The sequence below is a fragment of the Vibrio sp. 11986-1-5 genome (genome assembly GCF_963878025.1).
GTDB classification, from domain to species: domain Bacteria; phylum Pseudomonadota; class Gammaproteobacteria; order Enterobacterales; family Vibrionaceae; genus Vibrio; species Vibrio injensis.
Window position 1 is genome coordinate 479,321 of the sequence record NZ_CAWNVW010000011.1, and the last position, 17,565, is coordinate 496,885.

Annotated in this window: 17 protein-coding genes, 1 riboswitch and 1 other annotated feature; of the genes, 13 read left to right on the top strand and 4 right to left on the bottom strand. The window is 43.8% G+C overall.

Features of this window, described 5'->3' with window-relative positions; translation table 11 throughout:
- The first annotated feature begins 103 nt into the window (after window positions 1-103).
- The 8 genes from AACS00_RS05150 to AACS00_RS05185 are packed head-to-tail and all read left to right on the top strand — an operon-like array spanning window position 104 to window position 6,144.
- Window positions 104-523: a nuclear transport factor 2 family protein gene (locus AACS00_RS05150; RefSeq protein ID WP_110166704.1), complete on the top strand. Its 420-nt coding sequence runs from the start codon at window positions 104-106 to the stop codon at window positions 521-523.
- The gene (locus AACS00_RS05155) at window positions 520-1,245 is read left to right on the top strand and encodes an SDR family NAD(P)-dependent oxidoreductase (RefSeq protein WP_110166705.1); all 726 of its coding nucleotides are present in this window, start codon (window positions 520-522) and stop codon (window positions 1,243-1,245) included. Before AACS00_RS05150 ends, AACS00_RS05155 begins: the two co-directional genes overlap by 4 nt.
- Before the next feature lie 12 nt (window positions 1,246-1,257).
- Window positions 1,258-2,535, top strand: a complete 1,278-nt coding sequence (locus tag AACS00_RS05160) for an NAD(P)/FAD-dependent oxidoreductase (RefSeq protein WP_110166706.1) — start codon at window positions 1,258-1,260, stop codon at window positions 2,533-2,535.
- Window positions 2,535-3,317 (top strand): DUF1365 domain-containing protein, encoded by a 783-nt coding sequence (locus AACS00_RS05165; RefSeq protein ID WP_110166707.1) that lies wholly within the window; start codon window positions 2,535-2,537, stop codon window positions 3,315-3,317. Before AACS00_RS05160 ends, AACS00_RS05165 begins: the two co-directional genes overlap by 1 nt.
- Window positions 3,317-4,555, top strand: coding sequence for an SAM-dependent methyltransferase (locus tag AACS00_RS05170; RefSeq protein WP_072669602.1), 1,239 nt, complete (start codon window positions 3,317-3,319; stop codon window positions 4,553-4,555). Before AACS00_RS05165 ends, AACS00_RS05170 begins: the two co-directional genes overlap by 1 nt.
- Window positions 4,555-5,058, top strand: coding sequence for a DUF2878 domain-containing protein (locus AACS00_RS05175; protein WP_072669601.1), 504 nt, complete (start codon window positions 4,555-4,557; stop codon window positions 5,056-5,058). The genes AACS00_RS05170 and AACS00_RS05175 overlap by 1 nt, the downstream gene beginning before the upstream one ends.
- On the top strand, window positions 5,033-5,620 hold the full coding sequence (locus AACS00_RS05180) for a hypothetical protein (RefSeq protein WP_240004047.1): 588 nt from the start codon (window positions 5,033-5,035) through the stop codon (window positions 5,618-5,620). The genes AACS00_RS05175 and AACS00_RS05180 overlap by 26 nt, the downstream gene beginning before the upstream one ends.
- The gene (locus AACS00_RS05185; protein WP_072669600.1) at window positions 5,617-6,144 is read left to right on the top strand and encodes a DUF3833 domain-containing protein; all 528 of its coding nucleotides are present in this window, start codon (window positions 5,617-5,619) and stop codon (window positions 6,142-6,144) included. The genes AACS00_RS05180 and AACS00_RS05185 overlap by 4 nt, the downstream gene beginning before the upstream one ends.
- 63 nt (window positions 6,145-6,207) lie before the next feature.
- On the opposite strand, the gene purB is transcribed toward AACS00_RS05185, so the two are convergent.
- Genes purB through mnmA form a run of 3 tightly spaced genes read right to left on the bottom strand, consistent with a single transcriptional unit; the run spans window position 6,208 to window position 9,391 of the window.
- Window positions 6,208-7,578, bottom strand: coding sequence for an adenylosuccinate lyase (gene purB / locus AACS00_RS05190; protein WP_072669599.1), 1,371 nt, complete (start codon window positions 7,576-7,578; stop codon window positions 6,208-6,210).
- Window positions 7,579-7,634: 56 nt separating this feature from the next.
- A complete protein-coding gene (hflD, locus tag AACS00_RS05195; RefSeq protein WP_072669598.1) occupies window positions 7,635-8,252 on the bottom strand; it encodes a high frequency lysogenization protein HflD in 618 nt (205 codons plus the stop codon).
- Between the two features lie 20 nt (window positions 8,253-8,272).
- Window positions 8,273-9,391 carry a tRNA 2-thiouridine(34) synthase MnmA gene (mnmA, locus tag AACS00_RS05200; protein WP_072669597.1) on the bottom strand — a complete coding sequence of 373 codons (1,119 nt, stop codon included), beginning with the start codon at window positions 9,389-9,391 and terminating at the stop codon, window positions 8,273-8,275.
- Between the two features lie 310 nt (window positions 9,392-9,701).
- Between mnmA and AACS00_RS05205 the strand changes: the two genes are divergently transcribed.
- On the top strand, window positions 9,702-11,006 hold the full coding sequence (locus AACS00_RS05205; protein WP_072669596.1) for an inosine/guanosine kinase: 1,305 nt from the start codon (window positions 9,702-9,704) through the stop codon (window positions 11,004-11,006).
- Between the two features lie 199 nt (window positions 11,007-11,205).
- Here the strand turns inward: AACS00_RS05205 and AACS00_RS05210 are convergent, their stop codons facing one another.
- Window positions 11,206-11,619, bottom strand: a complete 414-nt coding sequence (locus tag AACS00_RS05210; protein ID WP_072669595.1) for an H-NS family histone-like protein — start codon at window positions 11,617-11,619, stop codon at window positions 11,206-11,208.
- A gap of 461 nt (window positions 11,620-12,080) precedes the next feature.
- Window positions 12,081-12,307, top strand: a riboswitch (Lysine riboswitch).
- A 114-nt stretch (window positions 12,308-12,421) separates the two neighbouring features.
- Here AACS00_RS05210 and AACS00_RS05215 point away from each other — a divergent pair.
- The 4 genes from AACS00_RS05215 to hisC all read left to right on the top strand — a co-directional run bounded on the left by AACS00_RS05215 (window position 12,422) and on the right by hisC (window position 17,563).
- A complete protein-coding gene (locus tag AACS00_RS05215; RefSeq protein WP_072669594.1) occupies window positions 12,422-14,011 on the top strand; it encodes a Na+/H+ antiporter NhaC family protein in 1,590 nt (529 codons plus the stop codon).
- Window positions 14,012-14,145: 134 nt separating this feature from the next.
- Window positions 14,146-14,283: a sequence feature (His leader region), on the top strand.
- 40 nt (window positions 14,284-14,323) lie between these two features.
- Window positions 14,324-15,220 (top strand): ATP phosphoribosyltransferase, encoded by an 897-nt coding sequence (gene hisG, locus AACS00_RS05220; RefSeq protein WP_072669593.1) that lies wholly within the window; start codon window positions 14,324-14,326, stop codon window positions 15,218-15,220.
- Window positions 15,221-15,224: 4 nt separating this feature from the next.
- Window positions 15,225-16,523 carry a histidinol dehydrogenase gene (gene hisD, locus AACS00_RS05225; RefSeq protein ID WP_072669592.1) on the top strand — a complete coding sequence of 433 codons (1,299 nt, stop codon included), beginning with the start codon at window positions 15,225-15,227 and terminating at the stop codon, window positions 16,521-16,523.
- Window positions 16,523-17,563: a histidinol-phosphate transaminase gene (hisC, locus tag AACS00_RS05230; protein WP_072669591.1), complete on the top strand. Its 1,041-nt coding sequence runs from the start codon at window positions 16,523-16,525 to the stop codon at window positions 17,561-17,563. The genes hisD and hisC overlap by 1 nt, the downstream gene beginning before the upstream one ends.
- Window positions 17,564-17,565: the final 2 nt, after the last annotated feature.

Sequence of the window (17,565 nt, forward strand, 5' to 3'; positions counted from 1 at the left end):
ACCTATAAAGTTGTACAAATTTTTTTTTGTACAACTTTATAGAATGCACTATCTTATCATTACATTGTACGAAAAATTATTTTGTATAACTATGAGGTTACACATGGATGTTCAAACGGTTGGTCAATTCTATTGTCAGCTCAGTAAGCACACTTTGCATCGTTTGCCAGAAATCTACCATCAAGACGTGGTTTTTGCTGACCCTGCACACCGTATTGAAGGTCTAGAAAGTTTACATGATTACTTTGTTAACCTTTATCAGAATGTACAGCGGTGTGAATTTATTATCCATGAACAACATCAAATTGAACAAACGGCTTTTCTCGTCTGGACGATGCACTTACAGCATCCTAAGCTTGCCAGTGGTCGAGTAATTGATGTCCAGGGTATGAGTCAGATTAAATTTCAAGATGATAAAGTCATTTATCATCGAGATTATTTTGATCTCGGTGAAATGCTCTACGAGCAATTACCGCTACTAGGTAGCTTAGTTCGTGCAGTGAAACGGAGGTTAGGCCAATGAATAGTGTCTTGATCACCGGAGCCAGTTCAGGCATAGGTTTGCAGCTTGCTAAAGATTATGCGCAACAAGGTTGGTCTGTCATTGCCTGTGGGCGCAATTTGACGGCATTGCAGGCATTACAAGCTGAATACCCAAGGATTGAAATTCTGATCGCAGATGTCACTGATCGTCAGGCCACAATCGACGCTTTATCTTCCTTGCCGATGGTTCCAACGCTTTGGATTCTTAATGCTGGAAGTTGTGAATACATCGATGATGGCCTGATGGACTCTGCATTATTAGGCCGTGTTTTTGAGGTGAATGTTCTGGGTATCGCGCATTGTATTGAGGGCATTCAACCTTATCTAGCTCAAGGGCATCGAGTGGCTTTTGTTGGCTCTATTGCTAGTGAACTTCCACTGCCAAGGGCAGAAGCTTATGGCGCTTCAAAAGCGGCGGTCAACTACTTAGCCCGGACGTTAAGATTAGATTGGCAGATGAAAGGGGTAGAGGTTTCGACCATCTTTCCAGGTTTTGTTGCTACCCCTCTGACCGATAAAAATACCTTTCCGATGCCAATGATCATTACTGTTGAACAAGCCTCTGCCGCTATTAGACAAGGGTTGGCGAAAGGTAAACAGAGCATTTATTTCCCTGCGGTATTTACTTGGATAATTCGTTTAATCGCAGCACTGCCTTACCGCTGGCAGCACGCTATTGTCAAGCGATTGGTTGGCGCATAGAAGGACAGAACAATGAAAATAGCCATTATTGGAAGTGGTATATCAGGGCTCACTTGTGGGCATTATTTGCATCAACAGCATGATGTAACGATTTTTGAAGCGAATGATTATATTGGTGGGCATACCGCTACAGTAGATGTTGAACTAAACGGTCAGTGTTATGCGATTGATACGGGGTTCATCGTATATAACGATCGCACTTATCCAAATTTCATACAAATGATGAATGAAATTGGTATACGTGGCGTTGCAACACAAATGAGTTTTAGTGTGCGTAATGATGCCAATGGATTGGAATATAATGGTCATACCATCACGACTCTGTTTGCTCAAAAGCGTAATTGGTTTAAGCCAAGCTTTTATCGTTTTATTCGCGAAATTTTGCGTTTCAATCGACTGGCTAAAGCGGCGGCTCATGATGCGGAAGATAGTGTTCAAACTCTTGGTGAATTTTTGCATCATCATCAGTTCTCGGGTTATTTCTGTGAAAACTATATTTTACCGATGGGGGCGGCGATATGGTCTTCTTCATTGGCCGATATGCGTGCTTTCCCTCTGACGTTTTTTTTGCGTTTTTTCCTCAATCATGGCCTATTAGATATTACGGATCGCCCTCAGTGGTATGTGATTGAAGGTGGTTCTCGAGCGTATATTGAACCGTTAACCAAAGGTTTTCGCGATAAGATTCGTCTCAATGCTCCTGTTGAGTGGTTGCGACGGAGCGGACAAGGTATTGAACTGCAAGTGCATGGCAAGATAGAACACTTTGATGAGGTGATTTTTGCTTGTCATAGCGATCAAGCCTTAGCTTTATTATCGGATGCTAATCATCTTGAGCGTGAATTACTCGGTGCAATGGGTTATCAAGCCAATGAAGTGATTTTACACACGGATACCAGCTTACTACCAAAGCGAAAAGCGGCTTGGGCATCGTGGAACTATCGTTTAGCAGGTGAGGCTGATCAAGAGACTCGTTTACCAGCTTTAACGTACAACATGAACATACTTCAACATATTAACAGCTCGGAAACGTTCTGTGTCACCTTAAATAGCAGTGAAAATATCAATCCTAATACAGTGCTGCGTAAATTTACTTACCATCATCCGGTATTTAACCGTGCCGCGATTGCTGCCCAGCAACGCAAAGCAGAGATCAGTGGCGTCAATCACACTTGGTTCTGTGGCGCTTATTGGCATAACGGTTTTCATGAAGATGGCGTGAAAAGCGCATTAGACGTTGTCACTCGCCTTAGTGCGCAGCCGGATATCGCTCAGCAAGGAGCGGCGTAATGCACAGTAAAGAGAGCGGAGTAAGCAGTTCGTTGATGGTTGGCCATGTGCGTCATCGGCGTTTATCGCCAGTGACGCACGAGCTGACGTATCCACTTTTTATGCCCGCGATTGACTTAGATCAGTGGCCTGAGCTGCAAAAAAAAGTGTGGGGACTGGGTGAAAAATGGTGGCATTGGGCCCGTTTTCGTCGTCAAGATTATCTTGGTCAAGGCGATTTGAAAGCCGCGGTACAAGAAAAAGTTCATGAACTTACTGGTCAGCACATCGATGGTAAAGTCCTAGCTGTGGTCCATTTGCGCTACCTCGGGCTCTATTTTAGCCCAGTCAATTTTTATTACTTGTATGATCAACAAGGAGAGTGGTGCTATTTATTGGCAGAGGTGAGTAATACACCGTGGAATGAGCGTCACTACTATGCGTTACCGGCAGAGGCTGGGGTCGATAATCAGTATTGGCAACATGCAAAAGCTTTTCATGTTTCGCCTTTTAACCCGATTGAGCAGCAGTATGTTTGGAAACTCAAACCGCTCAATCAAGGCTTAATGGTGCATTTGGAGTGCCATCGTCAGCATAAAGAATTTGATGCGACACTGACTTTAAAAGCACAGCCTTTTACCTCTGCTCAGTTGTTAAAACTATTAATTAAAACACCAATTATGACGATTAAAGTAATGGTGGGGATTTATTGGCATGCGTTGAAGTTATGGATGAAAGGAGCGCCGTTTTATGCTCATCCAGGCTCATCGTCACTCAACAAAAATAATAAGGAGAAACGCTAATGTCACACTCTTCTTCTTTGGCTATGCCTAAAACGCTGTCTGTATTACAAAAAGGGGCGCGGGCAATGGCATTCAAGTCTCTTAACCTAATGCAAATTGGCTGTTTAACCATTAAAGAGTCATTCAATGAAGTGGGTATTGAGCAGTTCGGTCCGGCTCAAGAGGGGCAGATTCACGCGACGATAGAGGTGAAACATCCCCATTTTTATGCTCGTTTACTCAAGGGTGGCAGTATTGCTGCAGCAGAAGCCTACATGGATGGCTGGTGGGACAGTCCTGATCTGACTGCGGTGATGGAATTAATGGCACGGAATTTAGCTGCGCTCGATAAGCTGGAAGCACAAAGCAGTGTTGTGATGCGCTGGTTCAATCAATTAGGCCATTGGTTAAAACGTAACTCTCTTGGCCAAGCCAAACAAAATATCGAAGCGCATTATGATCTCGGTAATGACCTGTATCAAACGTTTTTAGATAAAAGAATGCTCTACTCTAGCGCGCTTTATCTAAACAGTGATGACAGTTTAGAGCAAGCTCAATTGAATAAAATGGAGCGTTTGTGTCAGCAGCTAGAGCTGCAAGCCTCTGATCATGTGTTAGAAATTGGCACAGGATGGGGAGCGATGGCGATCTATATGGCACAAACTTATGGTTGTAAGGTCACCACGACGACCATTTCTGAAGAGCAGTTTGCCTACACACAGGCATTAGTTGAGTCGCTGGGTTTAACCGATCAAATTACCTTATTAAAACAAGATTACCGTCAGCTTACGGGGCAGTTTGATAAATTAGTCTCTATTGAGATGATTGAAGCGGTTGGTAAGGCCTATTTAAAATCTTATATCCAACAGTGTGATCAGCTATTGAAACCGCAAGGCTTAATGGCGATTCAAGCGATCACCATTACCGATCAACGTTATGACTATTACAGTAATAATGTTGATTTTATTCAAAAATACATCTTCCCTGGTGGCTTTTTACCGTCGATTACCGCTTTAACTCAAATGGCAACTCGGTTTAGTAATCTGGTGGTGCGCAATGTTTTTGATATTGGGCTAGATTACGCCCATACCTTAGCCGATTGGCGTTCGCGCTTTGAAGCGGCATTACCAGAGGTACAACGGTTAGGTTACGATGAGCGATTTATTCGTATGTGGCGTTATTATCTCTGCTACTGCGAAGGCGGTTTTCAGGCCCGGACAATCAGTACGATTCATATGACCTTCCAAAAGGGCGCCTGATGCGTGGACTGTTGCTGCCTTCATTACTGTTCGAAGTTATTTGGTGGAGTGCTGTCTGGGGCCAAACCGATTGGCAATGGCTGACATTGATGTTGGTGATCATCGCTTGGCTTAGTATGGCATATACCCAGCTAACCTCGCTTTTTCAAGTAATACTGCTCGCTGCGGCAGGTGTATTATTGGACGTAATTAATGGTGCTATCGGAGTGTTTATCTTTCCCTCCGATTATCCGATCCCACTCTGGTTAGTCATCCTATGGTGTGGTTTTGCTTGGTACGCTCGATTGCTTATCCCAGCTATTCAGCATTATTCATCACGCTGGATCATTATCCTAGGTGGTTTAGGTGGCGCGGTCAGCTATTGGGCGGGTTATCGATTTGCGGCCGTGGATTTTCAATGGACGGTTCTGACCGTAATGGGCATTTTATTTATCCAATGGTCGGGGCTCACATGGTGTTTATTAAAGGTATTTAATCATGCAAGGAATGCTCAGCGTATATAAACGGGTTATGCGTATTTCGCTTTTGCTCGTCATGATGTTGCCCCTTCCGTTGAGAGCAGAAGTGGATAAACCGCAACCAGAAATGCGGGATGCTTGGCGTGATTGGCCAGTGGTTGGACAGGCTACGCTGTCGTGGTTATTTTGGGATGTTTATCATTCCCAGCTGCGTTCACCAGATGGTCAGTACCAGAAGCAGTCCGGTCAAGAAGTAGCGACTCATCCTCTGGCTTTAGAGATCCATTACTTACGTACGATTCGTCGTGAACAACTATTAGAAGCTACCGAAAAGCAGTGGCAAAAGCTTGGCTACTCTGCAAAAAACATTGAGTCATGGATGGGTCAATTAAGCCACCTATTTCCAACGGTGGAAAGCGAACAGCGTCTGGTGTATGTCTCTGACGGGCAACATGGACAGCTGTGGTATTTTCCAACACCAACAGATAAACACGTTCGTGGTGAGATAACCGATCCGCAGATGAATGAAGCATTTTTGGCTATTTGGTTATCACCACGGAGTGATTACCCTAGATTAAGAAATCAACTGGTAGGAAAGCGCGGATGAAAAAGTATTGGCAAGCTCTTTGGTTAAGTGTTGCACTGGTGTTGGTCGGCTGTTCAACAGACATCAATGATTATCAGGATGTAGAGCCAAAGTTTGATCTGTTCAACTATTTTACAGGCACAACCCACGCTTGGGGGATGGTGCAAGATTATACCGATAAACAAACACGACGTTTTGAAGTCTTGATCGAAGGCTCGGTAGAGGGGGATGTGCTGACTTTAGTCGAAGACTTTATTTTCGACGATGGTGAGGAGAGTCAGCGTATTTGGGTGATCACTCGTACCGGAGAGGGTGAATATCGCGGTGAAGCTGACGATATTATTGGTCAAGCTCGAGGTAAAGAAGTCGGTAATGCATTGCACTGGCGTTACTCATTTTTATTGAGTACCGAGAGTCGAGATATTGAAGTACTGTTTGATGATTGGATGTATCGACAAGACGATCGTCACATGTTCAACCTTACCAAAATTAAAAAATTTGGCATTGAAGTTGGTAAAATTACCCTGTTTTTTCAAAAGCAGTAACGGGGCGCATCAACAAAAAAGGACTTCTTTAAGAAGTCCTTTTTAGTCTGGTCAAGTGATGACTTACAGTTGATCAGTTAACTCGATAGCGTAGCCGATATAACTGGCTGGCGTCATCTGTTTAAGACGCTCTTTCTCTGCATCTGGCAATTCTAGACCATCAATAAACTGGCGCATCGCTTCGCCATCAACGCGTTTACCCCGAGTTAACTCTTTGAGTTTTTCGTACGGCTGGTCAATACCATAGCGGCGCATCACGGTTTGAATGGGTTCTGCCAAGACTTCCCAGTTTTTGTCAAGTTCAGCCAAAAGCGCGTCGCGATTGACTTCTAGTTTACTGATGCCTTTTAAGGTTGAAGAATAAGCGATGATCGCATAACCCACACCCACACCAAGATTACGTAACACGGTAGAATCGGTTAGGTCACGTTGCCAGCGTGAAATCGGCAGTTTTTGCGCAAGATGAGTAAAGATGGCGTTAGCTAAGCCTAAGTTACCTTCCGAGTTTTCAAAATCGATGGGGTTCACTTTATGAGGCATGGTTGAAGAGCCAATTTCGCCCGCAACAGTTTTTTGTTTAAAGTGACCAAGAGCAATGTATCCCCAGATATCACGATCAAAATCGATCAAGATAGTATTAAAACGAGCGATAGCATCAAAGAGTTCAGCAATATAATCATGTGGTTCAATCTGTGTTGTATAGGGATTCCAATTGACGCCCAGTGACTCACAGACAAATTCTTCACTGAATTTGTGCCAATCTATCTCAGGATAAGCAGAAAGATGCGCATTATAGTTACCCACGGCACCGTTAATCTTCGCTAGAATTTCAATACTTGCGATTTGCTTATATTGGCGTTCCATACGATAGGCGACATTCGCCATCTCTTTGCCCATGGTTGAAGGAGAAGCCGGTTGACCATGAGTACGAGATAGAAGAGGAATATCACGATACTCTTCAGCCAGTAGACGGATAGCATCAATAATACGACGAATTTCAGGCAGAATGACGGTGTCACGCGCTTCTTTAAGCATTAACGCGTGCGAAGTATTATTGATGTCTTCAGAGGTGCAAGCAAAATGGATGAATTCGTTAACGGCGTGAAGTTCTGGAACTGTCGCAACTTTCTCTTTCAAGAAGTACTCTACCGCTTTTACATCGTGATTGGTGGTACGTTCAATATCTTTGATACGTTGCGCATCTTGTTCGCTAAAGTTTTCAGCAAGTTGGTCAAGAAATTGATTGGCTGCTTGGCTAAATGCAGGGACTTCGCTAATTTCTGCAGTCGCGGCCAGCTTTTGTAGCCAACGTATTTCAACGATAGTACGGTACTTGAGGAGACCATATTCACTGAAGATACTGCGTAACGCAATCGTTTTACTTCCGTATCGGCCATCTACCGGTGAAACAGCAGTCAATGCTGACAGTTCCATGTTATTCTCCTGGAGTGTGAGTTAAAAATGAAGGTGAATAAGAATTAAGCCAAGCATTACAGTCTTGTTAACAAGAGTTGAGCTTGTTCGATCATCTTTTTACGACCAAAAATTAAATGGCGGCGTTTACCACCGACTTGACGCCAAAGCACTGCGCAGCGAATACCTGAAAGTAGTAAAGCCCGTACTTTTTGTTGGTTGGCAGTTTGTTGTAATACCGTTGGAGTGCCAGTCACTTGAATCCGTGGCCCAATAGGGCTAATCACATCCAGATAAACACTCGCAAGATTACTGATCATGGTGTCATCAAGTAGATCAAAGTGTTCTACTTGACGCTCCAACATCTGTAAACGGTCACCAAGTTGTGACATGGCATCGCGTCGCGTATTTAATTTACGTTCTAAAGCCATCAAGCTGATCAGATAGCGGGTTACCTCACTTCCTGATGGTGTACTATCAATCCCATTAACGAGACATTGAAGGCCAACTTTTAAATTGGCCTCATTGCCGAACACATCCACGGTATTGCTTGGATTAAGGTTGATGATGGCTTGGAGTGAGGTTGCAAACGCGTCTGAATCACAGTGACCGTTTTTTGCCACTTGTTGAACCAAAGCCACGGCTTGGCACATTCCAGCAAAGGCGATAGTACGGTCGTAGTTGGTGTTAGCCACGTAAATACTCCTACAGTTAACTAAGAAATGCGCTGTTCAATGATTCCACCACCGAGACAGACTTCACCTTGATAGAATACGGCAGATTGTCCTGGGGTAACCGCAATTTGAGGTTCATCGAACATCACTTTGATGTTTTGTTCATCAATCGGAATAATGGTACAAGCAATATCCGTTTGACGATAACGAGTTTTCACAGTGCAGCGTGTTGGCTCGGTAATGGGGCAACGAGAGACCCAATGCAGTTGAGAAGCCAATAAACCCTGAGATTTTAATAATGGATGATCAGCGCCTTGCACGGCAATCAACACATTACGCTGTAAATCTTTTTCTGCCACATACCAAGGTTGTTCGCTACCGTCTTTTAAGCCACCGATATGCAAACCTTTACGCTGTCCTAGAGTGTGGTACATCAGTCCTTGGTGTTCACCAATTACTTTACCTTCCGGCGTTTCAATTTTACCCGGTTGTGCTGGTAAATAGCGAGATAAGAAGTCGGTAAATTTGCGCTCACCAATAAAACAGATGCCTGTAGAATCTTTCTTTTTCGCAGTAATGAGCCCTTGCTCTTCAGCAATACGACGAACTTCAGGTTTTTCTAGCTCACCAACGGGGAATAAACTGCGCGCCACTTGCTCATGGCTTAACGTATATAAGAAATAACTTTGATCTTTATTACTGTCTAAACCACGCAGCATTTGTGGCTTTTCGCCTTGAGTAGGGAACGTACGACGCACATAATGACCCATGGCAATATAATCTGCATCGAGTACCTCATCGGCAAACTCAAGGAAGGCTTTAAATTTGATCTCTTTATTACAAAGAATATCTGGATTAGGCGTTCTTCCAGCCTTGTACTCAGCTAAGAAATACTCAAAGACATTATCCCAATATTCAGCAGCAAAATTAATGGTATGCAGATAAATGCCTAGCTTGTCACAGACCGCTTGTGCATCCGCTAAATCTTCAGCGGCAGTACAATATTCCTCATTATCATCTTCCTCCCAATTTTTCATAAACAAGCCTTCAACTTGATAGCCTTGTTGTTGTAAAAGATAGGCTGAAACGGAGGAATCCACGCCACCTGACATGCCAACAATCACTTTCTTTTGGCTGTTTGCATTGCGGTTATCTGACATAACGTAATACCACTTAATTAACTTGGGCTCAGATTCTAACAGAAAGAATTTTTTGAGGACAGATCCGCGACCGCAATCACACTTCCCTTGCTGATTATCTGAGCTATTTAAGCGATATTTTTTGGGATAGTTTGTCTAGTAAGCAGGCGATCAGACAAAGTGAGAATCAAGGATTCGCGAAGATGCATAGGCTTACTGACAGCAAAATAAAAATATCACGAAAACGTTTGCTTGGTTTCTGTTAGTTGCTGTTTTACTAGAGTGCGAGGTAGAATCGCCCATCTTTTTATTCCCAAGCCGAATTGACGCTATGAAATTTCCTGGCCAACGCAAATCTAAACATTATTTTCCTGTTCATGCTCGCGATCCATTGGTGATCCAAGCTCAAGAAAATAAGAAAATGTCCCGCACTCATATTATTGGAATTGATCAAACTTTGGTCGACATTGAAGCTAAAGTCGATTCTGAGTTGATTGAACGTTATGGACTCAGTAAAGGCCACTCTTTGGTGATTAATGATGAAGCAGCAGAAGCGCTTTATCAGGAATTAAAAAGTAATCAATTAATTAGTAGTGAATATGCTGGTGGGACGATCGGTAATACACTACATAACTATTCGGTACTGGCCGACGATCGCTCGACCTTATTAGGTGTGATGAGCCAAGATATTAAGATAGGTAGCTATGGTTATCGTTACCTTTGTAATACTTCTAGTCGTGTTGACCTGAATTATTTACAAGGTGTCGACGGTGCGATTGGCCGCTGTTTTGCCTTAATTACCGAAGATGGTGAACGTACCTTTGCGATAAGTGAAGGTCAAATGAATCAATTAAGCCCAGATAATATCCCAGAGAAAATTTTTCGTACCGCTTCTGCTTTAGTTATTACTGCTTATTTAGTCCGTTGTAAGACGGGCGACCCTATGCCTCATGCAACAATGAGAGCGATTGAGTATGCTAAGAAATACGATGTGCCTGTGGTATTAACTCTAGGGACTAAATTTGTTATTCAAGATGATCCCGAATTTTGGCAACGCTTTTTACATGACCACGTCACCGTGTTAGCCATGAATGAAGACGAAGCTGAGGCATTAACCGGAGAGCAAGATCCACTGGCTGCTTCTGATAAAGCATTAGACTGGGTGGATTTGGTGCTGTGTACTGCTGGTCCAGTGGGTTTATTTATGGCTGGTTATACAGAGGATTCAGCGAAACGTGAAACTTCTCTCCCTTTATTACCAGGCTCCATTGCTGAATTTAACCGTTATGAGTTTAGTCGACCAACCAGCCGTCTTGGTTGTGAAAATCCTATCCGAGTTTATTCGCATATTTCGCCATATATGGGCGGCCCTGAAAAAATTAAAAATACCAATGGTGCTGGCGATGCTGCACTGTCGGCTTTATTACACGATATGGCTGCGAATAAGTACCATAAAGAAAACGTACCTAATTCTAGCAAGCACCAGTATCCATTTTTAACGTACTCTTCTTTCTCTCAGGTATGTAAATATTCTAATCGAGCCAGTTATGAGGTATTAGTACAACATTCACCCCGTCTATCTCGTGGATTACCTGAGCGAGAAGACAGTTTAGAAGAAGCCTACTGGGAACGATAAAAACAGTGAACATACAGCGGCTGATTATTTGATGCGCACAATAATAAAGGCTCCTAATCGGAGCCTTTATTGAATAACAGATAAACCTCTCTTGTTAACGGAATGCTCATTAATCGAGCGTGATACCTCAAGGTTGATTGATGCGGTAAGTATCGAATAAATACCGAGCCGTTAATTAAGTAGAGAGGAAATAAAAGAGTTAAATAGCAAACTCTTCTAATGATTTACCTTCATCCAACGCTTTTTGGATCGCTAAAGGTGTACGGCCTTGGCCTGTCCAGGTTTTTTCTACGCCATTGTCCATATATTTGTACTTGGCTGGGCGTGGTGCACGTTTGCCTTGTTTGCTTTTTGCTTTAGTTTTGGTTTCGCCAGCAAGAGCAGAAATTAAAGCACTCACATCGATACCTTCTTTAGCTATTTGCTCAGCAATTGCTGAGAGCTTAGCTTCTTGTTCTGCCAGTGCTGCTTTTTCTTGTTCTTCAAGCTCTTTACGCTCTTGAACGACAGTCGTTAATTTATCAAGTGCTTCTTCAAGTTGTTCTAGAGTTAAATCACGAGCATATGCACGTAGGCTACGAATATTTAATAGCGTTTTAGTTAGTTCAGACATTACTGTTTCCTGTGAGATTAAAATGGTTTACCAGTTGATATTAAACCTAGTTATTTATTCTAGCAATATTGGAATGTGATAATAACACGAATATTGCGTAAAAAAAGATTAACAAACCGAAGATTAATATTATTCGTTTATAGGATAGCCCATAAATATGACCATATTTGAACATTACGTTAAACATAAGCGCAGTTTTTTCAAGCTTACCGACTATGTTTAGTGATATTCATTGCATAATCATCCTGCAGCTATCAACGTTCGTCGGTGTTAATTTTAAAATCGGGCTGATTTAGCCATGAAATAATCCATTTATTGCGAAACGGACACATGAGTGCAACTTATAGAGCATCGAAAGGAATTAAACTTCACTATGGGTTGCATTGACAAAGATGATAAGTACAATGCGATGACCTAATGCGAGAGTCATGGGTTACTTAAGAGAGTTAAGTAAGTTGATTTCTCGATGTAGAGGTGCGGTATTGAAAAGTAACTAGGATTGGGGTGATGCCAATGAATCCAAGTGAAAGGCCTTACCGCCGAAGTAAGTCGTCGATCAACACGGCTTGCTGGGGTTGTTATCGAATAGGGACAACACTGCCATAGTCTAAGTATCGTATACGTTGGAGAGCATAATCCAAGTAAAGCTCGGTACTGTGTTGTTAAACTATGGAGCGCTACTGTAGGGTTGGGTGAAGTGTTCGCTTCCCTTTCGCTTAGTTCAACATAAGCTGTGATGACGAGTGTCGTCCAGTTTGTCTGCAGTAGATCTCTTGCCATTTATTATTGGTTTTTGAAGATCATGAATGTAATTGATTTTGCTTCCTCGCCTTTGTCTTTGTTACCCCCGCTGGTGGCATTGGGCTTAGCAATTATTACCCGCCGAGTACTGTTGTCTCTTGGTGTTGGTATCTTAATTGGCGCTTTACTGCTGGCTAACTATTCAGTCACTGACGCGTTTTCTTATACCAGTGGTCAAGTATTCAGTGTGTTTATTGCTGATGGTGGTATCAATACTTGGAACATGAGTATTGTTGGCTTTTTATTATTGTTAGGCATGATGACCGCACTGCTTACCTTATCCGGTGGTACTCGTGCATTTGCCGAGTGGGCGCAAGTTCGCGTAAAAAGCAAACGCGGTGCTAAATTACTCGCTGCTTTTCTGGGAGTGTTTATTTTTGTTGATGACTATTTTAATAGTTTAGCCGTCGGCTCAATTTCAAGACCAGTCACGGATCGTTTTTATGTATCACGTGCCAAACTGGCTTATATCTTAGACTCTACTGCCGCACCCATGTGCGTTGTCATGCCTGCTTCTAGCTGGGGCGCGTATATAATGACGATTATTGGCGGTATTTTGGTTTCTCATGGTATTACCGATTATTCACCTCTAGGGGCTTATTTACGCCTTGTTCCGATGAACTTTTACGCGATTTTTGCCCTGCTTATGGTCTTTGCCGTCGTATGGTTCCAAATGGATATTGGCCCGATGCGTCGTCATGAAATTAATGCATCGCAAGGTCGAGGTTTTGATAACGATCAAGATAATGATAGCCCCGTTGCTCATCAGTTGAATGAAGAGCTTGATATTCCAGAAGGTCAGAACGGTAAAGTATTGGATCTGGTCTTGCCGATTGTTCTGCTGATTATCGCTACCATTGGTGCCATGCTGTTTACTGGTGGCCAAGCTTTATCTGGTGAGGGGATTGATTTTAGTATTCTCGGTGCATTTGAAAATACTGATGTAGGCACCTCATTAGTTTATGGTGGCTCCACGGGATTATTGGCGGCATTAGTAACGGTATTCAAACAAAAAATGCCATTACGTGACACACTAATGACGATGTGGATTGGTGCTCGTTCCATGTTTGGTGCCATTTTGATCCTTATCTTTGCTTGGACAATCGGTTCCGTCATCGGTGATATGAAAACAGGGGCTTACCTATCTTCATTAGTACAAGGTAATATCAATCCGCATTGGTTACCGGTGATCTTATTTTTATTATCCGGTGTGATGGCATTTTCAACCGGAACGTCATGGGGTACTTTTGGCATCATGTTACCCATTGCAGGCGATATGGCGGCAGCGACCGAGATCGCCTTAATGCTACCGATGCTGAGTGCGGTATTGGCCGGAGCGGTGTTTGGTGACCATTGTTCACCGATTTCAGATACAACCATTCTCTCGTCAACAGGGGCTCGTTGTAATCATATTGATCACGTTGCGACACAATTACCTTATTCATTATCGGTGGCGTTTATTTCTGCGATTGGTTTTGTGGTATTAGGCATGACTGCGTCGGTATTGGCCTCTTTAGCAGCCTCAAGCGTAGTGTTTATTGGTGTTTGTTTGATGTTATCGTGGCTATCTAAAGCCAGAATAGTCCGTTAGCATTGTGCATTAGCAGTAAATTGGCAAAATTTGTAATTTGCAGTTGCAAAAATGCTCAAGCTTAGTTAGTGTTGAAAACAGTCGAATTAAACCATAGAAAGATAAATCAGTATGCGTAATTTTGTAATGAATATTCATCACCATCATCATCCCTAGCCAGTCTTTCGGGAGGTGTACGCATACCCGGGAGGCAGGACGCTCCCGGTGGTTAAATCAAAAGTATATTTAGATTTTAAACCCTTGGGAGAGCACTCTTCCAAGGGTTTTTTTACGGTTTGATTTTAACGCGATAAATAACAAAGGAATGAACGAATGCCAACACAACGCCTAAGAATTGCTATCCAGAAGAAAGGTCGCTTAAGTCAAGAGTGCCAAGATTTATTGAAAAAATGTGGAGTGAAATTCAACATTATGGGTGAGCGACTCGTGGTTCACTCACTGAATATGCCAATTGATCTCCTGCTCGTTCGAGATGACGATATTCCCGGATTAATTATGGATGGTGTGGTAGATCTCGGGTTTGTCGGTGAGAATGTCCTCGAAGAGACTCGCTTAGATCGCCGCGCGCTGAATCAGCCCAGTCAATTTGTCAGCCTCCGTCGGATGGACTTTGGTGGCTGTCGTCTGTCAATCGCCATGGATAAAGATCAAACCTACACTAGCCCGCAAGACTTGAAAGGTAAACGGATCGCGACGACTTATCCGCAATTACTCAAAGCCTATATGGATGAACAGGGAATCGATTTTAGTACCTGTATGTTAACTGGCTCAGTGGAGGTCGCTCCTCGCGCTGGTCTTGCTGATGCGATCGCCGATTTAGTTTCAACAGGGGCCACCTTAGAAGCAAACGGTTTAAAAGAGGTGGAAGTGATCTTCCAATCCAAAGCCATGCTTATTCAACGTTCAGGTGATTTCTCGGCCGATAAAGCGGCATTGATCGATAAATTGCTGACCCGTATGCACGGCGTGCAACAAGCCAAAGAATCAAAATACATCATGTTACACGCTCCCGTTGAGCAGCTCTGCAAAATTACCGCGCTATTACCGGGTGCTGAAGACCCAACGGTACTACCACTGTCAGCAGATAAAAGCAAAGTGGCGGTGCATTTGGTGAGTTCGGAGAACTTATTTTGGGAAACCATGGAGCAGCTCAAAGCTTTGGGAGCCAGTTCTATCCTTGTGTTACCTATTGAAAAAATGATGGAGTAAGGAAATGAGAACGGTTGTTTGGCCATCACTGAGTGAAACTCAGCAAGAATCGGTTTTAGAGCGTCCAGCGATAAGCGCAGGAGTCAATATTACCGCCACGGTACAAGAGTTGATCAGCCAAGTTCGCCGTGATGGTGATGCGGCGTTGCTGGCACTGACGGAAAAGTTTGATCGTGTGAAACCTGATAGTCTACGTATTTCACAAGCAGAGATTGACGCCGCGAGTGAGCGTTTGTCCGCCGAGATGAAGCAAGCTCTGCAGCAAGCGTACAGTAACATAGCCAAATTCCATAAGGCGCAAAAACCACAACCATTGAAAGTGGAAACCATGCCCGGTGTCGTTTGTGAGCAAGTGACTCGTGCCATTAATAAAGTAGGCTTATACATTCCTGGTGGCAGTGCGCCGTTACCTTCAACGGTATTAATGCTTGGCGTTCCGGCGCAAATTGCAGGCTGTCGGAAAGTCGTGCTTTGTTCACCACCACCGATTGCCGATGAAATTCTCTATGTTGCCAAATTATGCCATATCGATGAGGTGTATAACGTGGGCGGCGCTCAAGCGATTGCGGCCATGGCGTATGGCACCGAAACCGTGGCTAAAGTGGATAAAATCTTTGGTCCTGGTAATGCTTATGTGACCGAAGCTAAGCGACAAGTGAGCAATGATTTTCAAGGAGCGGCAATGGATATGCCTGCCGGCCCATCGGAAGTGTTGGTCATCGCTGATGAAACCGCAGACGCTGAATTTATTGCCGCTGATTTACTCAGTCAGGCCGAGCATGGGCCTGACTCACAAGTGGTGCTAGTGACGCCATCGCCAATGATTGCCGATCGGGTAACTGATGCTGTGCAACGCCAATTGAAGAGTCTGACTCGCTCTGACATTGCTCAGCAGGCGTTAGCGTCAAGTTTAATCATTATTGCTGATTCGCTGACCCAAGCGGTGGCGATCTCTAACTATTACGGTCCAGAGCATTTGATTGTTCAGACCAAAAATCCCCGTGAATTAGTACCACTGCTGGATAACGCTGGATCGATATTTTTAGGCAATTGGTCACCAGAATCGGTCGGAGATTACGCATCAGGTACCAATCATGTGCTGCCAACCTACGGCTCCACTAGAACTTATTCAAGTTTAGGTTTAGCGGATTTTACTAAGCGTATGACAGTCCAAGAGCTGACAGCGGATGGTTTAAAAGCATTAGCACCGACAGTCGTTGCCATGGCTAACGCGGAAGGATTAGATGCTCACCGACGTGCGGTCACGATCCGTATAGAGAAATTACAAGAGGCGAAAAACTGATGGAAAAATTGGCTCGAAAACAAGTTCAGGCTTTGACGCCTTATTTATCTGCCCGTCGCATTGGTGGCAGTGGTGATGTATGGTTGAATGCCAACGAATCACCATTCGATAATCACTATAAAACCGATTTCGCTCGTCTTAATCGCTACAGTGATTGTCAACCGCAAGGGTTGATTCAAGCCTATGCCGATTATGCCGGTGTTGAGGCTCAGCAAGTGCTGACCTCACGCGGTGCCGATGAGAGTATCGAATTGTTGATCCGCGCATTTTGCGAGCCGAATCAAGATGCGATTCTTTATTGTCCGCCGACTTATGGCATGTACGCTATCAGCGCTGAAACCTTTGGGGTGGCGCGTAAACAGGTTCCGCTTAGCGCAGATTGGCAACTCGATTTACCCGCGATTGAGGCCAACCTTGAGCAGGTGAAACTAGTCTTTGTGTGCAGCCCGAATAACCCGACTGGCAACCTTATTCGGCGTGAAGACATCATCGCTCTATTAGAAATGACCCAAGATAGAGCCATTGTGGTGATGGACGAAGCCTATATCGATTTTTGTCCTGAAGCGTCAACGGTCGATTTGCTGCAAACCTATCCTAATCTTGCCATTTTACGCACCTTATCGAAAGCATTTGCATTGGCTGGCTTACGCTGTGGTTTTACCTTGGCAAGCCCAGCGATCATTAATCTGTTACTTAAAGTGATTGCCCCTTATCCGGTTCCGGTTCCAGTGGCGGATATTGCTTTGCAAGCTCTATCTCCATCAGGTTTAGCGCGTACGAAGTTTCAGGTTTTGGATCTCAATGCTAACCGCGCTTATTTACAAGTCGGTTTGCAAATGGTGTCCGGTGTCGAGGTATTTGAAGGCTGGGGTAATTACCTATTGGTTAAGTTTCCCGATGGTGATGCGCTGTTTAAAGCGGCTTGGGAGCATGGAATGATTCTGCGTAATTCGCCCATCGATAATGCGGTGCGAATTTCTGTCGGCAATCGAGAAGAGTGCGAAAAAGTCGTCGCCTTTGTGCGTAATTATTACCAATAAGT